10 protein-coding genes are annotated in these 15,995 nt (G+C 61.2%); 3 read left to right on the top strand and 7 right to left on the bottom strand.

Annotated features, from left to right (window positions below; genetic code table 11):
* From KBY08_RS25990 to KBY08_RS25970, 5 genes are all read right to left on the bottom strand, one after another.
* On the bottom strand, positions 1 to 3,384 hold a 3,384-nt coding region (locus KBY08_RS25990; RefSeq protein ID WP_225651314.1), incomplete at its 3' end, for a DUF6531 domain-containing protein.
* Between the two features lie 112 nt (positions 3,385 to 3,496).
* Positions 3,497 to 4,084: a hypothetical protein gene (locus KBY08_RS25985; RefSeq protein WP_003405196.1), complete on the bottom strand. Its 588-nt coding sequence runs from the start codon at positions 4,082 to 4,084 to the stop codon at positions 3,497 to 3,499.
* Positions 4,085 to 4,375: 291 nt separating this feature from the next.
* Positions 4,376 to 7,528 carry a CusA/CzcA family heavy metal efflux RND transporter gene (locus tag KBY08_RS25980; RefSeq protein ID WP_104684630.1) on the bottom strand — a complete coding sequence of 1,051 codons (3,153 nt, stop codon included), beginning with the start codon at positions 7,526 to 7,528 and terminating at the stop codon, positions 4,376 to 4,378.
* A gap of 24 nt (positions 7,529 to 7,552) precedes the next feature.
* Positions 7,553 to 8,827, bottom strand: coding sequence for an efflux RND transporter periplasmic adaptor subunit (locus tag KBY08_RS25975; protein WP_111522651.1), 1,275 nt, complete (start codon positions 8,825 to 8,827; stop codon positions 7,553 to 7,555).
* A gap of 67 nt (positions 8,828 to 8,894) precedes the next feature.
* Entirely contained in the window at positions 8,895 to 10,121 is a 1,227-nt protein-coding gene (locus KBY08_RS25970) for a TolC family protein (RefSeq protein WP_111522650.1), read from the bottom strand.
* A 253-nt stretch (positions 10,122 to 10,374) separates the two neighbouring features.
* Between KBY08_RS25970 and KBY08_RS25965 the strand changes: the two genes are divergently transcribed.
* The 3 genes from KBY08_RS25965 to KBY08_RS25955 all read left to right on the top strand — a co-directional run bounded on the left by KBY08_RS25965 (position 10,375) and on the right by KBY08_RS25955 (position 12,953).
* Positions 10,375 to 11,049 (top strand): heavy metal response regulator transcription factor, encoded by a 675-nt coding sequence (locus KBY08_RS25965; RefSeq protein WP_003405189.1) that lies wholly within the window; start codon positions 10,375 to 10,377, stop codon positions 11,047 to 11,049.
* Positions 11,046 to 12,437 (top strand): heavy metal sensor histidine kinase, encoded by a 1,392-nt coding sequence (locus KBY08_RS25960; RefSeq protein WP_103713732.1) that lies wholly within the window; start codon positions 11,046 to 11,048, stop codon positions 12,435 to 12,437. The genes KBY08_RS25965 and KBY08_RS25960 overlap by 4 nt, the downstream gene beginning before the upstream one ends.
* 114 nt (positions 12,438 to 12,551) lie before the next feature.
* Complete coding sequence (locus KBY08_RS25955; RefSeq protein WP_003405186.1) at positions 12,552 to 12,953, top strand: MAPEG family protein; 402 nt, start codon at positions 12,552 to 12,554, stop codon at positions 12,951 to 12,953.
* 46 nt (positions 12,954 to 12,999) lie between these two features.
* Here the strand turns inward: KBY08_RS25955 and KBY08_RS25950 are convergent, their stop codons facing one another.
* Positions 13,000 to 13,410: a DUF1090 domain-containing protein gene (locus KBY08_RS25950; protein ID WP_111522649.1), complete on the bottom strand. Its 411-nt coding sequence runs from the start codon at positions 13,408 to 13,410 to the stop codon at positions 13,000 to 13,002.
* Positions 13,411 to 13,450: 40 nt separating this feature from the next.
* Positions 13,451 to 15,136 (bottom strand): NAD-dependent DNA ligase LigB, encoded by a 1,686-nt coding sequence (ligB, locus tag KBY08_RS25945; RefSeq protein WP_024659666.1) that lies wholly within the window; start codon positions 15,134 to 15,136, stop codon positions 13,451 to 13,453.
* Positions 15,137 to 15,995: the final 859 nt, after the last annotated feature.

The following is a 15,995-nucleotide window of genomic DNA, read 5'->3' as shown; positions in this document are numbered from 1 at the left end:
TAGTCGATGGTCGGTCTTGCCCTTAATGTCGGACTGTTTGGCAACACGCCTACCCAGGCTGTCGTACTGATAGCTGCTGGTGCTTTCCACTTGGCTGTTGGCCATGGTCTCGGTTTTGACCAGACGGTTTTCGCTGTCGTAGGTGAAGGTTTGCCAACGCACGATGCCGACGATTTTCTCGACCAGGTTGCCCCACGCGTCGTATTTGTATTCGTGGTTGCTCCATTTTTTGAGGCGGTTGTCTTTGACGCGGTCGAAGCGGCTGGTGTTGAAGTTCAGGCGGTTGCCAGCGGCGTCGTAGCGGAACTCTTCACCGTCGAAACGTTTTTCGGGGTTGTGTTCAAGCAGGCGGCCGTTGGCTTCGTATTCGTAGGTGACTTCGCCACGCAGTTTGTCGAGGGTGCGGCTCAGCTCGCCGGCCGGGTCGTATTCGTAGCGGCGGTGGAGCGGGTTGTAGGCGTGCTCGACGTAGCGCTCTGGCTTTATGAGCGGGTTCTGTATCTGTGACAGTTTTTCAGCGGGCAGGGTGGTTGCGTATTGCCAGGTCTTGCGCCCCAGTGCGTCATAGCCGAAGCAACTGGTGAGTTTGCCCTGCGTGCGATAGATCTCGCGGTGCAGGTCGTCGCGCTCCATGTCGCTGATCAGTTGGCCATCGAGGTTCAACTGGTGCAGGTGACCGCTGCCGTAATACAGGTGGTTCAAGTGCTGACCGGTGGGAAGGGTCAGCGTGGTCAGGTTGCTGAGTGGATCGTAGTCGTAGGCCAGCGTGCCCTGAGGCGACGTTTCCTGTGTCAGGCGGCCCAGAATGTCGTAGGCAAATTCCAGTTTTTCAGCCGTGACACCGAGTTTTCTGCCGCCGTCGGTGGGTGTGCGCTGAATGGACAGCAGGCGGTCGCTGTCGTCGTAGGTGAAATCCTGACGGGCGTCGTCGTTGAGCCTGGCCAGCAAACGGCCAATCGGGTCGCGCTCGAAATGCGTGCTGCGTTGTGGCCGTTCACCTTTCTCGCTGTAGCCGATTTCCTCGACCTGAGTCAGGTGACCGCCGAGGTTGTAGCTGAAACGGCGGGTCAGTTGGTCGATGCGCTTTTCTTCGATCAGCCGGTCGGAGTCGTCGTAGGCCAACGTGTAGGTGGCGTCGTTTTCATTGATTAGCGCGGCAAGGCGCAGGGCCTTGTCGTACTGGTAGCCTACGATCAAACCCTTGGGGTCCTGGCGTCTGATCGGCAGGCCACGGGCGTTGCGCGCCAGGTGCGTGGTCTGGTCCTTGCCGTTGGTGTGCGTCAGCACCTGGCCGTGGGCGTTGTAGGTGAAGCTCTCGCGGGTGCCGTCCGGATGGTTGATGCTCAGCACTTCGCCGCCGGGTTTGCGTTCCAGTGTGGTGGTGTTGTTCAGGGCATCAGTGACGGCGACCAGTTGATCGCGCTCGTCGTAACGGTACCAGGTGCTTTTGCCCGAGCAGTCCTGGAAGCGCTCGACCTGCGCCAGGTTGTTCCACCACAGGTATTTGGATTTGTAGGTCGCATCGATGATGGTGTGTGGCAGGCCATCTTCGCTGTTGAGGTATTCGGTCTTTTGACCCAGCGCGTCGATCTCGGCAACCAGATTGCCTTTCGAATCGTAGCGGGCCGTCCAGACGGCGCCGTCAGGGTAAGTAATCTGTTTGACCAGCGTGGTCTTGTAGTGATGCTGATAACGGGTGGTTCGGCCCAGCGGGTCGGTTTCTGCGGTCAGGCGTGACAGATCGTCGTATTCGAAGCCCAGCTGATTGCCGTCAGGCAGCGTCAGACCGGTGATATTGCCGGTGTTGTCCAGCGCGATACGGTACTGCTCACCGCCGAAATCTGTGCTGGCGATGACGCGACGGTCCTTGTTGTAGGTCACCTCGGCGCGACGACCCAGCACATCGGTTACGCGCGTCTGGCGCGCCTCGAAATCATAATCGAAATGAAAGTGCTCGCCGTCGCTGGTCCAGTGCTCGACCACGCGCGGCTTGCCGTCGAGAACTTCCCAGCGGTATTCGCAACTGAGCCCCAGCGCATTGGCGTGGCGGGTCATCAGGCCATCGGTGTAGCTGAAGTTGCGCACCGAGTCGCCATTGCGGTTGTACACACTGTTCAGCTGGCCATTGTTGTCGTAGCCATAGCGCACCAGCGTCTCGACGGCCTGGTCGCCGACGATCCGCTTGACGGTGCTCAGGCGGCTGGTCACCTCGTCGTAGTGCAGGTGCACACGGTGCCCGCCGGTGGCGCAGATGTCGGTCAGAACGCCGTCTTCGCTGCGCACGAAATGCAGAAAATGACCGAGGGCGTTTTCGACGCGTTGCAGGGGAACAGGCTGGTTGTCGTCGGGGACTTCGCCGAAGTAGTAAAAGACGTTATCCAGTGTTTGCAGCAGGTAATGACCGCCTTCGGTACGCACCAGGTACAGCTGTTCCTGTGCGTTGTAGATGCGCTGGTTGTAGTCCAGTGTCACGAACGGCACGCTGCGGCCCTGATTGTCGCTGAGGTACAGAAAGCTGCCCTTGCGCCGCAGGCTTTGCTCCCACGGCAACACCCAGCCTTTGCCCAGCGCGCTGTCGACATCAAGGTCGCTGGCGTAGAAGCGTGTCCACTCGATCGGCATCAGGCCGGGCAGGCTGAAATCGGACTCGTCGATCAGCAGCTTGCGCCCGGTGGTGGTGTCGACCGGGTTGCCGTGCAGGCCGCCCAGCACTTTTTCGGCCACGGGGGCGACGCCGAAGCGAAAAATGGCGTCCCCGAGAAGGACACCGCCCATGAACTGCAGCGCGCAAGGGCCTGCCGCTTTCAGACCGGCCTGCATGCCCAGCTTGGCAATGCTGAGCACGGCCTTGGCGCCGCCGGCCACGACCAACAGAATGTCCACGGTGTAGCGGGCCATCGCCGACACTTCGTCATCCACCGGCAGGTAGCGTTGGGTACCGCCGCCGATGAAGACGTTGGGCGAGCCGGTGCCGATTTTCGCGCCGCAGGTCAGCTTGTCGCCTTTGCGCGCGGCGGGCTGGCCGTTGATGAAGACGTTGCTGGAGCCTTCGGCCACCTTGACGATCGGCGAGTGCTTGTCACACACGGCGGTGCTTTCGATGGCAAAGGCCGCGGGTCTACCGTTGATGAACACGTTGGGCGAGGCAGATTCGATCTGCCCCGCCGGAGAGCTGAAGGCGCTGCCGATACTCTCCCCGATGCTGGCAATGGCATTACCGGCCAGACCGACCGCCATGGCCAGTAAAAAACCGCCGAACCCGCACGTGGCGACGGTGAGCGAGACATACGCCACGGCCGCGATGCCCACAATCGCTCCGAGCACAAAGCCCGCCATTGCCCCGGTGTGTTCGATCTCATCCAGTAACCGCGCTGCCTCGAACATCGCCGTTACTCCTGCGGGCTGCGAGTAGTTGAGGTGCGATCACCTGAAGTGACGCTGATGTTCTGCAACGGATAGTCCATTAAAGCGTGTCCTGTCAGCGATGAAATAGAGTTCAGGGGGCGGTCAGGCCTTCAAGCATGCTGTCGAAATCCAGCAACCAGGTTTTCAGCGCGGGCTTTTCGGAGTCAATCACGCAGCCCACGCTCAGCCATTGGCGTTCGTTGTGATCGGCACACGGCACGATGGAACCGATAAGGCGTCCATGCCGTTCTTCGAGGCCTGCGCGAAAATGAAAATCCAGCGCCAGCGCTGCATTACCCGCCAACAGCGTTTCATAGTGGCGAATGACCTGGATTTCGCCATGCAGTGGCTGCAGCGCCTTGACGGCTTCGGCGAACGCTTCGGCAAGCGTTGCCTCTTCAGGTACATCGCGACGCTGAACGGAGATCACGACAGGCTCTCCACCCACTTGAACGGTGGCTTCAATCGCGTTGCACTGGAAACCTTCCGGAAAGCCGAAGTGGAACCCGCCGAAATTGAAACTGCAGGGCGCGTTGAGCAACGGCTTTGGAACAGGAATGAGCGCTTCGACACGTTCAAGTGCCTGCTGCGCGGCAGCACGTTCGGCTGCCTCACGCGCCAGGGCTTCGTCAGCCAGTCGGCGTTCGGAGATGCGGTCATAAATACTGGTGCGCGTCATATGGCCGGAACCTTGTTCGTCAACATCTACATGTCCTTATGCACGGCGGCCCCAATGACTGCCATTTGCAAGTTGACGATAAGCACTTGCGCGCGTGATTTATATGTCCTGCGGTTACCCGCTTGCCTGGAAATGTCTGAAACCCCCGTGCGAAGAAGGCTACGGACACAGTCTACTGTCGAACGCTGAATCGTTCGACCTTTTCCCAAATGAAAGTTCACTGTAGGCAGGAGCAAAGCTCCAGAAGGCTGTGTGCCGAGCGTTCTGGAGCTTGAGCGGTTGTTTTGAACCCTATTTCAACGCCTCAACCGCCTCCTCATCCTCCCGCCGATGCGCCCACTGATACAACGCCGGCAACACCAGCAACGTCAGCGCCGTCGACGACAGAATCCCGCCAATCACCACGGTCGCCAGCGGTCGCTGCACTTCCGCACCAGTGCCGGTGGCGAGGGCCATGGGGATGAAGCCCAGGGAGGCGACCAGTGCGGTCATCAGCACCGGGCGCAGGCGGGTGAGGGCGCCTTCGTTGATGGCGTCGTGCAGTGAGTGGCCTTGTTCGCGCAGGCTGCGGATGAAGGCGATCATCACCAGACCGTTCAGCACCGCCACACCCGACAGGGCGATGAAGCCCACGCCTGCGGAGATCGACAGCGGGATGTCGCGCAGCCACAGGGCCATGACGCCGCCGGTCAGGGCGAACGGGATACCGGTGAAGACCAGCAGGCCGTCCTTGAGGTTGTTGAACATCATGAACAGCAGCGCCAGTACCAGCAGCAGCGCCACCGGCACGACGATCTGCAGGCGTTTGGCGGCCGATTGCAGTTGTTCGAACTGCCCGCCCCAACTGGTCCAGTAGCCGGCCGGGATCTGCACGCCGTTGTCGATGGTGGTGCCCGCTTCTTCGACAAACGAACCAAGGTCGCGACCGCGCACGTTGGCGCTGACGATGACCACACGCTTGCCGTTCTCGCGGCTGATCTGGTTTGGCCCGAGCACCAGGTCGAGGCTGGCGACCTGGGACAGCGAGATAAAGCTGATCTGCTGATTGCCAGCGCTTGCAGGCACCGGAATGAGCAGGCTGGAGAGCCCGTCCACATCGGTTCGCAGTTGCTCGGAGAGGCGCACCACCATGTCGAAGCGGCGGTCGCCCTCATACAGCGTGCCCGCCTGACGACCGCCCAGCGCAATGGCGATGGCGTCCTGCACATCAGCCACGTTGAGGCCGTAACGCGCGGCCTTGTCGCGGTCGATGTTGATGGTCAGCACCGGCAGCCCGGTGGTCTGCTCGACTTTGACTTCCGAGGCGCCTGGCACTTTTTGCAGGGTGGCGGCGATTTTTGCGGCGGTCTGGTTCAGCACGTTCATGTCGTCGCCGAAGACCTTTACCGCCACATCGCTACGCACTCCGGAAACCAGTTCGTTGAAGCGCAACTGGATCGGCTGGGACAGTTCGTAGTTGCTGCCCGGCACACTGGCTGCGGCCTTTTGCAGGTCGGCGATCAGCGTTTCGCGAGACTTGTCCGGGTCAGGCCATTCGCTTTGCGGCTTGAGCATCACGTAGCTGTCGGAAATGTTGGGCGGCATCGGGTCGGCGGCGATCTCGGCGGTGCCGGTGCGGGCGAACACGCGCTGCACTTCCGGGACTTTTTCGATGATGGCTTTTTCCAGACGCTGCTGCATGTCCACCGACTGGGTCAGGCTGGTCCCGGGCACACGTAATGCCTGCAAGGCGAAGTCGCCTTCGCTCAGGCTCGGGATGAACTCGCTGCCCATGCGGCTGGCGGTGAAGCCGGACAGCACGATCAGCACGAATGCCATGCCGAACGCTATCGAGCGATGCCCCAGTACCCAGCTCAGTATCGGCGCGTAGCGCTGGCGGGCGGTGCGCATCACAAAGCCTTCTTCTTCCTTGACCTTGCCGGTGACGAACATGGCGATGGCGGCAGGCACGAAGGTCACCGAAAGAATCATGGCGCCGAGCAGGGCGATGACCACGGTGAAGGCCATCGGGTGGAACATTTTGCCTTCCACACCGGTGAGGGCGAAGATCGGCAGGTACACGACCATGATGATCAGCTGACCAAAGATCAGCGGTCGACGGGCTTCTCTGGCGGCGGCGAATACCTCGTGGAAACGCTCGCTGCGGGTCAGCATGCGGCCGTGCTTTTGCTGGGCATGCGCCAGTCTGCGGATCGCGTTTTCGACGATCACCACCGCGCCATCGACAATGATGCCGAAGTCCAGTGCACCCAGGCTCATCAGGTTGGCGCTGACCTTGTTGGTGAACATGCCGGTGAAGGTGAACAGCATGGCCAGCGGAATCACCATGGCGGTGATCAGCGCAGCACGGATGTTGCCGAGGAACAGAAACAGAATCACGATGACCAGAATCGCGCCTTCGATCAGGTTCTTCTTGACCGTCGCGATGGCTTTCTCCACCAGCGTGGTGCGGTCATAAACCGTTACAGCTTCTACGCCCTGTGGCAGGGTGCGGTTGATCTCGGCGAGTTTGGCGGCCACCGCCTGCGAGACCGTCCGGCTGTTTTCACCGATCAGCATGAACACGGTGCCGAGCACCACTTCACGACCATTTTCGGTGGCTGCGCCGGAGCGCATTTCCTTGCCGATGCCGACCTCGGCCACGCTGCTGATTCTGATCGGCGTGCCCTGCACATTGGCGATGACGATGTTGGCGATGTCGTCCACGGTGCCCAGTTGACCCGGTGCGCGAATCAGTAACTGCTCGCCGCCGCGCTCTATGTAGCCTGCGCCGACGTTGGCGTTGTTGCGCTCCAGCGCTGCCACCAGATCGTTGAGCGTCAGCTTGTAGGCGGCCAGTTTTTTCGGATCAGGCGCGATCTGGTACTGCCTGGCGAAACCGCCGATGGTGTTGATCTCGGCCACACCCGGCACGTTGCGCAGTTGCGGCTTGATGATCCAGTCCTGAATTACCCGCAGGTCGGTCGGCGTGTACGGCGTGCCGTCTTCTTTCAGCGCGCCCTCACGAGCCTCGACTGTCCACAGGAATATCTCGCCAAGGCCGGTGGAGATCGGCCCCATCATCGTATCGACGCCTTCCGGCAACTGGTCCTTGGCGATCTGCAGGCGCTCGTTCACCAGTTGGCGGGCGAAGAACAGGTCGGTGCCGTCCTCGAAAATCACCGTGACCTGGGACAGGCCCGAGCGCGACAGCGAGCGCGTCTGTTGCAAACCGGGCAGCCCCGCCATGTTGGTCTCGATGGCGAAGGTGATGCGCTGCTCGGTTTCCAGCGGCGAGAAGCCGGGCGCAGAGGTGTTGATCTGCACCTGTACGTTGGTGATGTCGGGGACCGCATCGATGGGCAGTTTCTGGTAACTGGCGATGCCCAGCCCAGCCATGAGCAGCACAGCAAGCATCACGACGATGCGCTGTTCAATCGCGAATTGAATCAACCGTTCAAACATGTGGGTGTACTCGTGGGACGCAGATCAATGGGCGTGCTCGGCGGAGCCTTTGCCCAGCTCCGACTTGAGGATGAAACTGCCGGCGGTGGCCACTTGTGTGCCGGCCGCCAGGCCCTTGACGATTTCCACGTGGCCACCATCGCGGCGGCCAAGTGTCACCGGCGTCAGTTGAAACCCTTCAGCGTTGCGCACGAAGACCGAGGGCTTGTCCTCGACCGACTGAATCGCCGATTCGGGAAGACTGACCGCCACACTGGACTGTTCGGCGGCGACTTCCACCGAAACGAACAGGCCGGGACGCCAGGCGCCCTGTGGGTTGGCCAGTGTCACGCGCACGGCCGCAGCGCGGGTCTGCTCGCCCAGCAGGCTGCCGACGTAGCCGACCCGTCCTTCGACCCGGGCATTCAGGTCGGGCGCACTGATGATGACCGGACGACCGACCACCACTTTGTCCAGATCCCTGGGCGCCACGCCGAAGGTGGCCCAGACACGCGACAGGTCGGACAGCGTGAAGGCGTTGCTCGCCTCGCTGACCATCTCGCCGATGCCCAGGTGCTTTTCCACGACCACGGCATCGAACGGTGCGATCAGCTCGTAGCGGCTTCCCGCTGAAGGATGGGTGCTGGCGCCGATGGCGCTGATCTTCTGCCGCGCGTTGGCGAGGTTGATGTCGGCTTCCTGGAAGTCCTGGCGCGCCTGCAAGTAATCCTGCTCGGCCGAGATCCTGTCTTCCCAGAGTTTCTTTTCGCGTTGCAAGGTCAGGCGCGCCAGTTCCTGACGTCGTTGTGCAGCGTTCAATTCGCTGCGTTGATCGGAAATCTGCTGGCTGGCAATCACCGCCAGCACCTGGCCCTTTTTCACCGACTGACCCAGATCGACCTTCACCGCCTCGACCACGCCGCTGACCCGCGGCACGACATGCGCAGTGCGGTCTTCATCGAAGCGGATTTCACCGGGGAAGGTCACGGTCGTGCTCATCTGCCGGGGTTCTGCGCTGGCCAGCTCGATGCCTGCCGCCTTGATCTGCTCGGCGGTCAGCTCGATGTGTCCTTCTTCCTCTTCTTCATGGGAAGACTCGGAGGCTGCGGCATCCGGTTTTTTCGCCTCGTTGCCGTGGCCCTGCTCGTCGGCGTGGCCTGGCTCTTCAGAGTGCCCCTGCTCGGCGTCATGCGCGTGCTCCTCGGCCGATGGCTTGGGTCCGGCGGTGAACGGCAGCATCTGCGGGTTCAGGGTCAGACTGCCCAGACCAATGATGACCACCACCGCCAGCGCGATGGCAATGCTTCGTTTGTTGTTCATGAAGGCTCCCGGCGATCAGGTGCGTGCAGCACCTTTCGATACGCTCGATACAGGCGGAAAAGGAAAGTCAGGGGTTGAGGCTGAAGCGGTTGAGATCACCGTGTATTCGCTCGATGGCGACTCTGGCCTCGGTGGCGGTGGCCAGCGATTCGAGGTACTGGCTGCGCGCCGAAATCAGCGTCCGTTGCGCATCCAGCACTTCCAGAAAACCGAACTTGCCCATCTCGAAACCGCGCGTTGCCGTGTCGACGGCACGTTGCGCCGCGGGCAGGATCACGCGGTCAAAGGACTCGACTTCCTGCGCGGCGGTGGTCCATTGATCGAGGGCGGACTGCGTCTGCGTGCGCAGCTTCAGTTCGACGGCGTTGCGCAGGTCGCGTGACTGGTCGGCACGGCGTGATGCCGCGAGCACGTTGCCTTGATTGCGGTCGAACAGCGGCAGTGGCATCGACAGGCCCACGACGTTGACCCGCTCGCGCTCTTCGCGGCTGTACTGGCTGCCGACGCTGACGGTCAGGTCGGGGATGCGCTTGGCGCGTTCCGACCCCAGCGCGGCTTCGCGTTGCTCGATCTGGGTCTGGGCCAGGCGCAGCTCGGCGGACTGATTGAGGGCGTTCAGTAGCTTTGCGCTCGGTGGCAGTTTGCCCGGCGACAGGTCGCTGTAGTCCAGACGTTCGAAAGAGGCGAGCGGCGAACCAGTGGTGCGCGCCAGCTCGCGGTTGCTGTTGATTTTCAGGGTCTCGGCGCGGCGCACCAGCAGGTCGGTTTCAGCCAACTGCACTTGGGCGCGTGTGGCTTCCACCGGCGATACCTTACCCGCCCGGACTCGCCCTTCGGCAACCTCAAGGCCGCGTTCGGCCAGTGTCCTGGATTGGCGCGCCAGTTCCAGGCCAGCCTGTGCCCGCGCGGCTGCGTAGAACGCCTGAACCACCTCGGCACGCAGTTCATTGCCGCGGCGCTCCAGCTCCAGACGCGCAGCGTCCTGACCCTTGCTCGCGGCCTCAATGCGCGCCCCGCGTTTGCCGCCCAGTTCCAGTGCCTGGCTGAGCATCACGGTGGTGGTGCTGGTCTCGCGGCGGGTGTCTTCGACTTCCCATGACACTGTCGGGTTGGGAATCAGTCCAGCCTGCTGGCGATCACCCTCGGCGACGCCGATCTCCCACTGGGCTGCGGCCAGTTCCGGGTTACGGGCAAAGGCGGCTTCCAGTGCCTGAGGCAGACTGATGCCCTGGGCCATCGCCATGCCCGGAGCAATGAACGGTAACAACATCAGACAAAGTGCGCCGACTCTCATGCCGGGCTCCCTGCCAACTCTTCGGTACGCCGAATGCGTACGTTGTTCTCCAGACCCATGAAATCACCCCATCAAAGCAAGAATACAAACAGGCACCAAGGCACTGAAGTTGGCTGAGCGGGACTTTATGCAATGGGAGCTATCACAGGGATTGCTGGAAAATTACGATTCTGTTATCTCGCGAGACAGGCGTTTCTTTTCAGTACACTGCACGGCATCGTCATTCACCGTTCATCAAACAGGAAGCCTGGTTATGCGAATCCTTGTAGTAGAGGACGAGCCGAAAACTGCCGAGTACATGCATCAGGGGCTGACCGAAAGCGGCTATGTGGTCGATATCGCCAACACCGGACTCGATGGGCTATATCTCGCGCAGCATCAGGCCTACGACGTCGTGATTCTGGACGTGAACCTGCCGGAGATGGATGGCTGGGAGGTGTTGAGCCGCCTGAGGAAAACCGTCAACACGCGCATCATGATGGTCACCGCACGGGGACGGCTGGAGGAGAAGGTCAAGGGGCTGGAAATGGGCGCCGATGATTATCTGGTCAAGCCGTTCGAGTTTCCCGAGCTGCTGGCCCGGGTCCGCACACTCATGCGCCGCAGCGAACAGACCACGACCGCCAAGGTGTTGCAGGTCGGCGACCTGGAGCTCGATCAAGGCCGGCACCGGGCGTTTCGCGGCAAGCAGCGCATCGACCTGACGACCAAGGAGTTCGCGCTGCTGCACCTGTTGATGCGGCACAGCGGCGAGGTCATGTCGCGCACCCAGATCATTTCGCTGGTCTGGGATATGAATTTCGATTGCGACACCAACGTGGTGGAGGTGTCGATCCGCCGTCTGCGCGCGAAGATCGATGATCCGTTCGAGACCAAGCTGATTCACACGCTGCGTGGTGTCGGTTACGTACTGGAAGTGCGTGAATGAAGCTGACCCGTCTCTCGACACGTCTCGGATTGACGGTCGCGGCACTCATCGGGTGTCTGGTGCTGGTCATGGAAATGCTCGCCTATACAGCCATTTCCCGTCAGCTCGATATACGTGCCGAAGACGCTTTGAGCGAGAAGTTCAGGCAGATCGAACACAGCATGAGCGAGGGGTTTCTGGGCGTCGCCGACATCGTCCAGTACCCGCACACGCTGCGTGACCAGATCGTCGGGCATGACAGCTTCTCGCTGACCATTCTCGACTCGGGCAGCCCTCGGCAAGAACTGATGAGCGTTGGTAACGTAGAGGGACGAAATCTGCCGGTTCCCGATGCCGACACGCTGCCGCAAGGCTTTCAGGAACTGAAATCCGCCCAGGGCCACAAGATTCTGCTGGGTTACAGGACCGTGCGCCTCAAGACCGGTCAGGACGTGCTGGTCAGGCTGTCCATGGACAGGGAAAGCGACACCGTGCTGCTGCACGCTTACGTCACATCGACCTGCCTGGCCTTGCCGGTGATTCTGCTGCTGGTCGGCTTTGGCGTCTGGTGGGTGGTGCGTCGCGGGCTCAGGCCGCTGGGGGCGTTCAGGAAAGTCACCGCGCTGATCTCGGCCCGCGACCTGTCTCATCGCATGAAAGTGAAGGGCCTGCCTGACGAATTGCGCGACCTGGCACATGCCGTCAACTTCATGCTGCACAGGCTGGACGGCGATGTGCAGCAACTGGCGCAGTTCTCGGACGACCTCGCGCATGAGTTGCGCTCGCCGATGAACAACCTGATGGGCAGGGCGCAGGTCACGTTGTCCAGACCGCGTCCGGCGGAGGAGTACAAGCAGGCCCTGGAGTCCTGCACCGAAGAGCTGGAGCGCATGTCGCGCATGATCAGTCAGATGCTGTTTCTGGCCAGTGTCAGTCAGCCAGCAGCGCCGTTGCCGGTCGAGGTCATCGACCTTCGCGAGGAGGCGGACAAGGTCGCCGAACTGTTTTCCTCTTCGGCGGAGGATCGCGACATCACCTTGCAGGTTCAGGGGCACGCCAGGGCGACCGGTGACCGGCTGATGATTCAGCGAGCGATTTCCAATCTGCTGTCCAACGCCATTCGTCACGGTCTGTCGGGCAGCGTCATTACCGTCACGCTAGCCACGCATGAAGATGAAGTGACACTGGCGGTGCGCAACGCAGGGGATGGTATCGATGCCGAGCACCTGCCACGCCTGTTCGATCGTTTCTATCGGGTGCACGTCAGCCGCGCGCGACAGCAGGGCGGGACCGGGCTCGGTCTGGCGATTGTGCGTTCCATCATGAGCCTGCATGAAGGGCAGGTCACGGTGCGGAGCGAGCCAGGCCAATTCACCACGTTCAGCCTGATCTTTCCTAAACTGGTGTAATGCGTCAGGTCGGTGGTCGTTCTTCAAGAACCTTTCGCTGACCCCCGGCTCATAATGTGTGAGCGGGTATTGCCCGGATGCTTCAGATGAAGCTGAACCTATAAGGATGGACGTATGACAGTTGCTTTCTGGTGCGTGCTGGTCGCGATCCTGCTGCCGATTATCTGTGCCGGTATCGCCAAGTTCGGCAGCGGCAAATTTGGCAGCGGGCACAATCATGACCCGCGTGCCTTTCTCGACAAGCTGGAGGGGTTCCCGCGCCGCGCGCATGCTGCCCAGCTGAACAGCTTTGAAGTGACCCCGGCGTTTGCTGCAGCGGTGATCATTGCGCACATTGCCGGTAACGCGCAGCTGGTGACCATTGACGTGCTGGCGGTGCTGTTTATCACCAGTCGCCTGCTGTACATCATCTTCTACCTGGCCGATCTGGCCGCACTGCGCTCGCTTGTCTGGCTGGTGGGCATGGGCCTGATCATTGCGCTGTTCGGGGTGTCGGCTTTCCCGGCCGTGTCCTGACAGCCGTTTTGCGACGCTGCCGATCATGGGCAGCGTCGCAACCTGATCAATCGTCCGGCTGGACTTTCTCGAGTTCGGTCTGGGCTTCCTGCAATTCCTTGCGCGAATCGGCGAGCTTGTCCTTAAGCTTGTTGATCTTCTCTGGATCGCCCTTTTCCATGGCCTTGTTCAGGTCGGTCTGACGGCGGCTGACTTCCTGCTTGGCGTCGAGCACCTTCTGCTTGCGTTGTTTGATCAATGACGTTTCGGTGCAGTTGGCATTGACCTCGGCGAGTGCCTTTTCAAGGTTGGCCTGCTCCGTTTTGTCACCCTCGGTCTTGGCGTTCTGAATCTTGCTGCTGATTTCCTGGCTTTTGATCTGGCATTCGGACTGCACGGGGGCCTGTGCGTCTGCGAATACGGTTGTGGCGAGCAGCGTGCAACTGGTGAAAAGAATCAGTGGTGATAAAAACTGCATATGAACTCCGTTTGAATACGGACAGAAAAATGAACGTCCGCTACTTAAAACCTGAAATGCTCTGTGCCTGCAATTGCTGGCTCAGTGCCTGTACCTGTGGGTCCTGAAAAAAAGCCCTGAGCCTGGCTGCACGACCAGGACCGATGCCGGGCTCTGCTTGCCATTGCTCGACGCTACGACCAGCCAGCTCGTGCCAGTTGTCGGGCAGTCTGGCGCCTCCCGTGGGCGGCAGTCCGATGGCCTTGAGCCATGTCTGAAACGGCCGTTCGCGTGCGGTTTGCAGGCTGTCGAGCAGTTTAGCGCTACTGCGTTCAGCGAAGCCGGGAATGTTAACAAGCTCAGCATGATTCAGGGTCATCCAATCGAGCAAGCCCATGATTTGGCCATTGTCGATAAGTGCGTTCCAGGTCCCCGGACCAACGCCGGGCAAGGCCAGGCCTTTCTTGCCACTGAGCCATGCCAGTCTGGCGCGGAACTGACTTTCGCAGCCTGGAGTGGCTTGCCAGCAGCTGAGTTCATGAAAGTCGTCAGCTCGCGGAATGATCATGTCGGCTCGTTCGGCAGCACGCGACACCACGCCGTCGAGTCTTGGAATCGTCAGCCCGGCCAGACTCACGGCGATCTGATCGCCAGGCCTGATATCCAGTGTTTGCCAGCGCTGCAGCGAGCCCGTGCTGATGCGGCTGACGGTACGATCATCGAGGCGCACCGGGGTCAGCTCCAGCACCGGCGTAATCCTGCCACTGCGGCCGATCTTGAAGTTGACCTTGCGCACCTCGGCCAGCGCCTGGGCGTAGGGATGTTTCCAGGCGGCAATCCAGTAAGGCGCACTGGCTTGCCAGCGCTGCGCAGGTGGGCGCTGACCCTGGCGCATGATCACACCGTCCGTGGCGAACGGCAGGGGATTGCGATACCAATGTTCGCGCCATCGTGCGGCCTGGGCGTAGTTTTCCAGTGGATGCGTATAGGCCGCGCTGTCCTCAAAGCCCATGGCTTGCAGGCCCGCGAGTCGTTGCGCCATATCGGCAGGCCCGTTCGGCCAGTCCCAGACGAACAGCCCGATAGCGTCGGCCTGCTGCGGGCTGATCGTCTGTCGTGCCAGCAGTCCCGCGACCTTGCTGCGCGCGTTGACGCTGCCGGATGCGGCCTGAATATGATCGTCCAGCTGCCAGTACAGCTCGCCTTGCAGGATTGTGGATTCAGCCTGGGGCAGTTGTTGAGCAATGGCCTTGATCAGCCGCGCCTGCGAGGTCCAGTCCTGCCCCTTGCGCCCGTCACCACGACTGATCGCCTGCACAAGCCGGCCCTTTTCGTAGACCAGCGTGACGGCTACGCCATCGACCTTGGGTTGAATCCACAGATCGTTGCGGCCCTTGAGCCAGTCCTTGACGCTGCCTTCGTCGGCCAGCTTGTTGACGCCCGTGTGCGGAACGGGATGAGGCAACGGGCCGACTGCTGTCTTTAGCGGATCGGACTCGGGGGTGGAAACGGCAAAGCACGAGCGCCACAGGTTCAGCTTTTGCCGCGCCTGATCATAGAGCTCATCCGGGATTTGCGAAATGCCCTGCCGGTGGTAGCTGTCGTCCCACTCGGCAATCTGCTGTTGCAAGGCGGTGACCTCACTGCGGGCCTTGGCTACAGACCAGTCAGGGCATTGCCTGGCATGGCCGAGGCCGGGCAGAACAAACACAAGAGCGCACGTCATCAGGCGAAAGGTAGGCAGCATCGAAGCATCCTTGCTTTAGGAATGGGCCCGATGAGGCTAGTCGTTGTCGCGTGGTGATGGGGTAGGGCTTGGTTACCGGGTTTTGCCATTGCGCAGGCCGGCATGTCCACGCAGAGTAATCAGTGACTGCACCGGCGTCTTCGTGAGCAAGCTCACACGCCTTTCGGGCAGAAGCGCAGCGCATCGGGCACGATAGTTGAGGTTATCGTTCCTCACGCTCCAGCGTAGGAACGCAGTTTCGACGCTCTGCGTCGTCAAGAGGACGCGGAGCGTCCAGAAAGGCATACGACGCAGAGCGCCGCACGATAGTCGCGCCTGCACCGGCGTCTTCGTGAGCAAGCTCCCACGCCCTTCGGGCAGAAGCGCAGCGCATCGGGCACGATAGTTGAGGTTATCGTTCCTCACGCTCCAGCGTAGGAACGCAGTTTCGACGCTCTGCGTCGTCAAGAGGACGCGGAGCGTCCAGAAAGGCATACGACGCAGAGCGCCGCACGATAGTCGCGCCTGCACCGGCGTCTTCGTGAGCAAGCTCCCACGCCCTTCGGGCAGAAGCGCAGCGCATCGGGCACGATAGTTGAGGTTATCGTTCCTCACGCTCCAGCGTAGGAACGCAGTTTCGACGCTCTGCGTCGTCAAGAGGACGCGGAGCGTCCAGAAAGGCATACGACGCAGAGCGCCGCACGATAGTCGCGCCTGCACCGGCGTCTTCGTGAGCAAGCTCACATGCCCTTCGGGCAGAAGCGCAGCGCATCGGGCACGATAGTCGAGGTTATCGTTCCTCACGCTCTGGTGTGACCCCCGAAGGTTGGATGCAACCTTTGGAGGCGTCATGGGTAAATATACAGAGCAGGCAAAACTC

It is taken from the genome of Pseudomonas sp. P135 (assembly GCF_020312125.1).
Classification (GTDB): domain Bacteria; phylum Pseudomonadota; class Gammaproteobacteria; order Pseudomonadales; family Pseudomonadaceae; genus Aquipseudomonas; species Aquipseudomonas fragariae.
The sequence above is the reverse complement of the archived record's forward strand: the minus strand, read 5'-3'. Positions and strand labels throughout refer to the sequence as shown.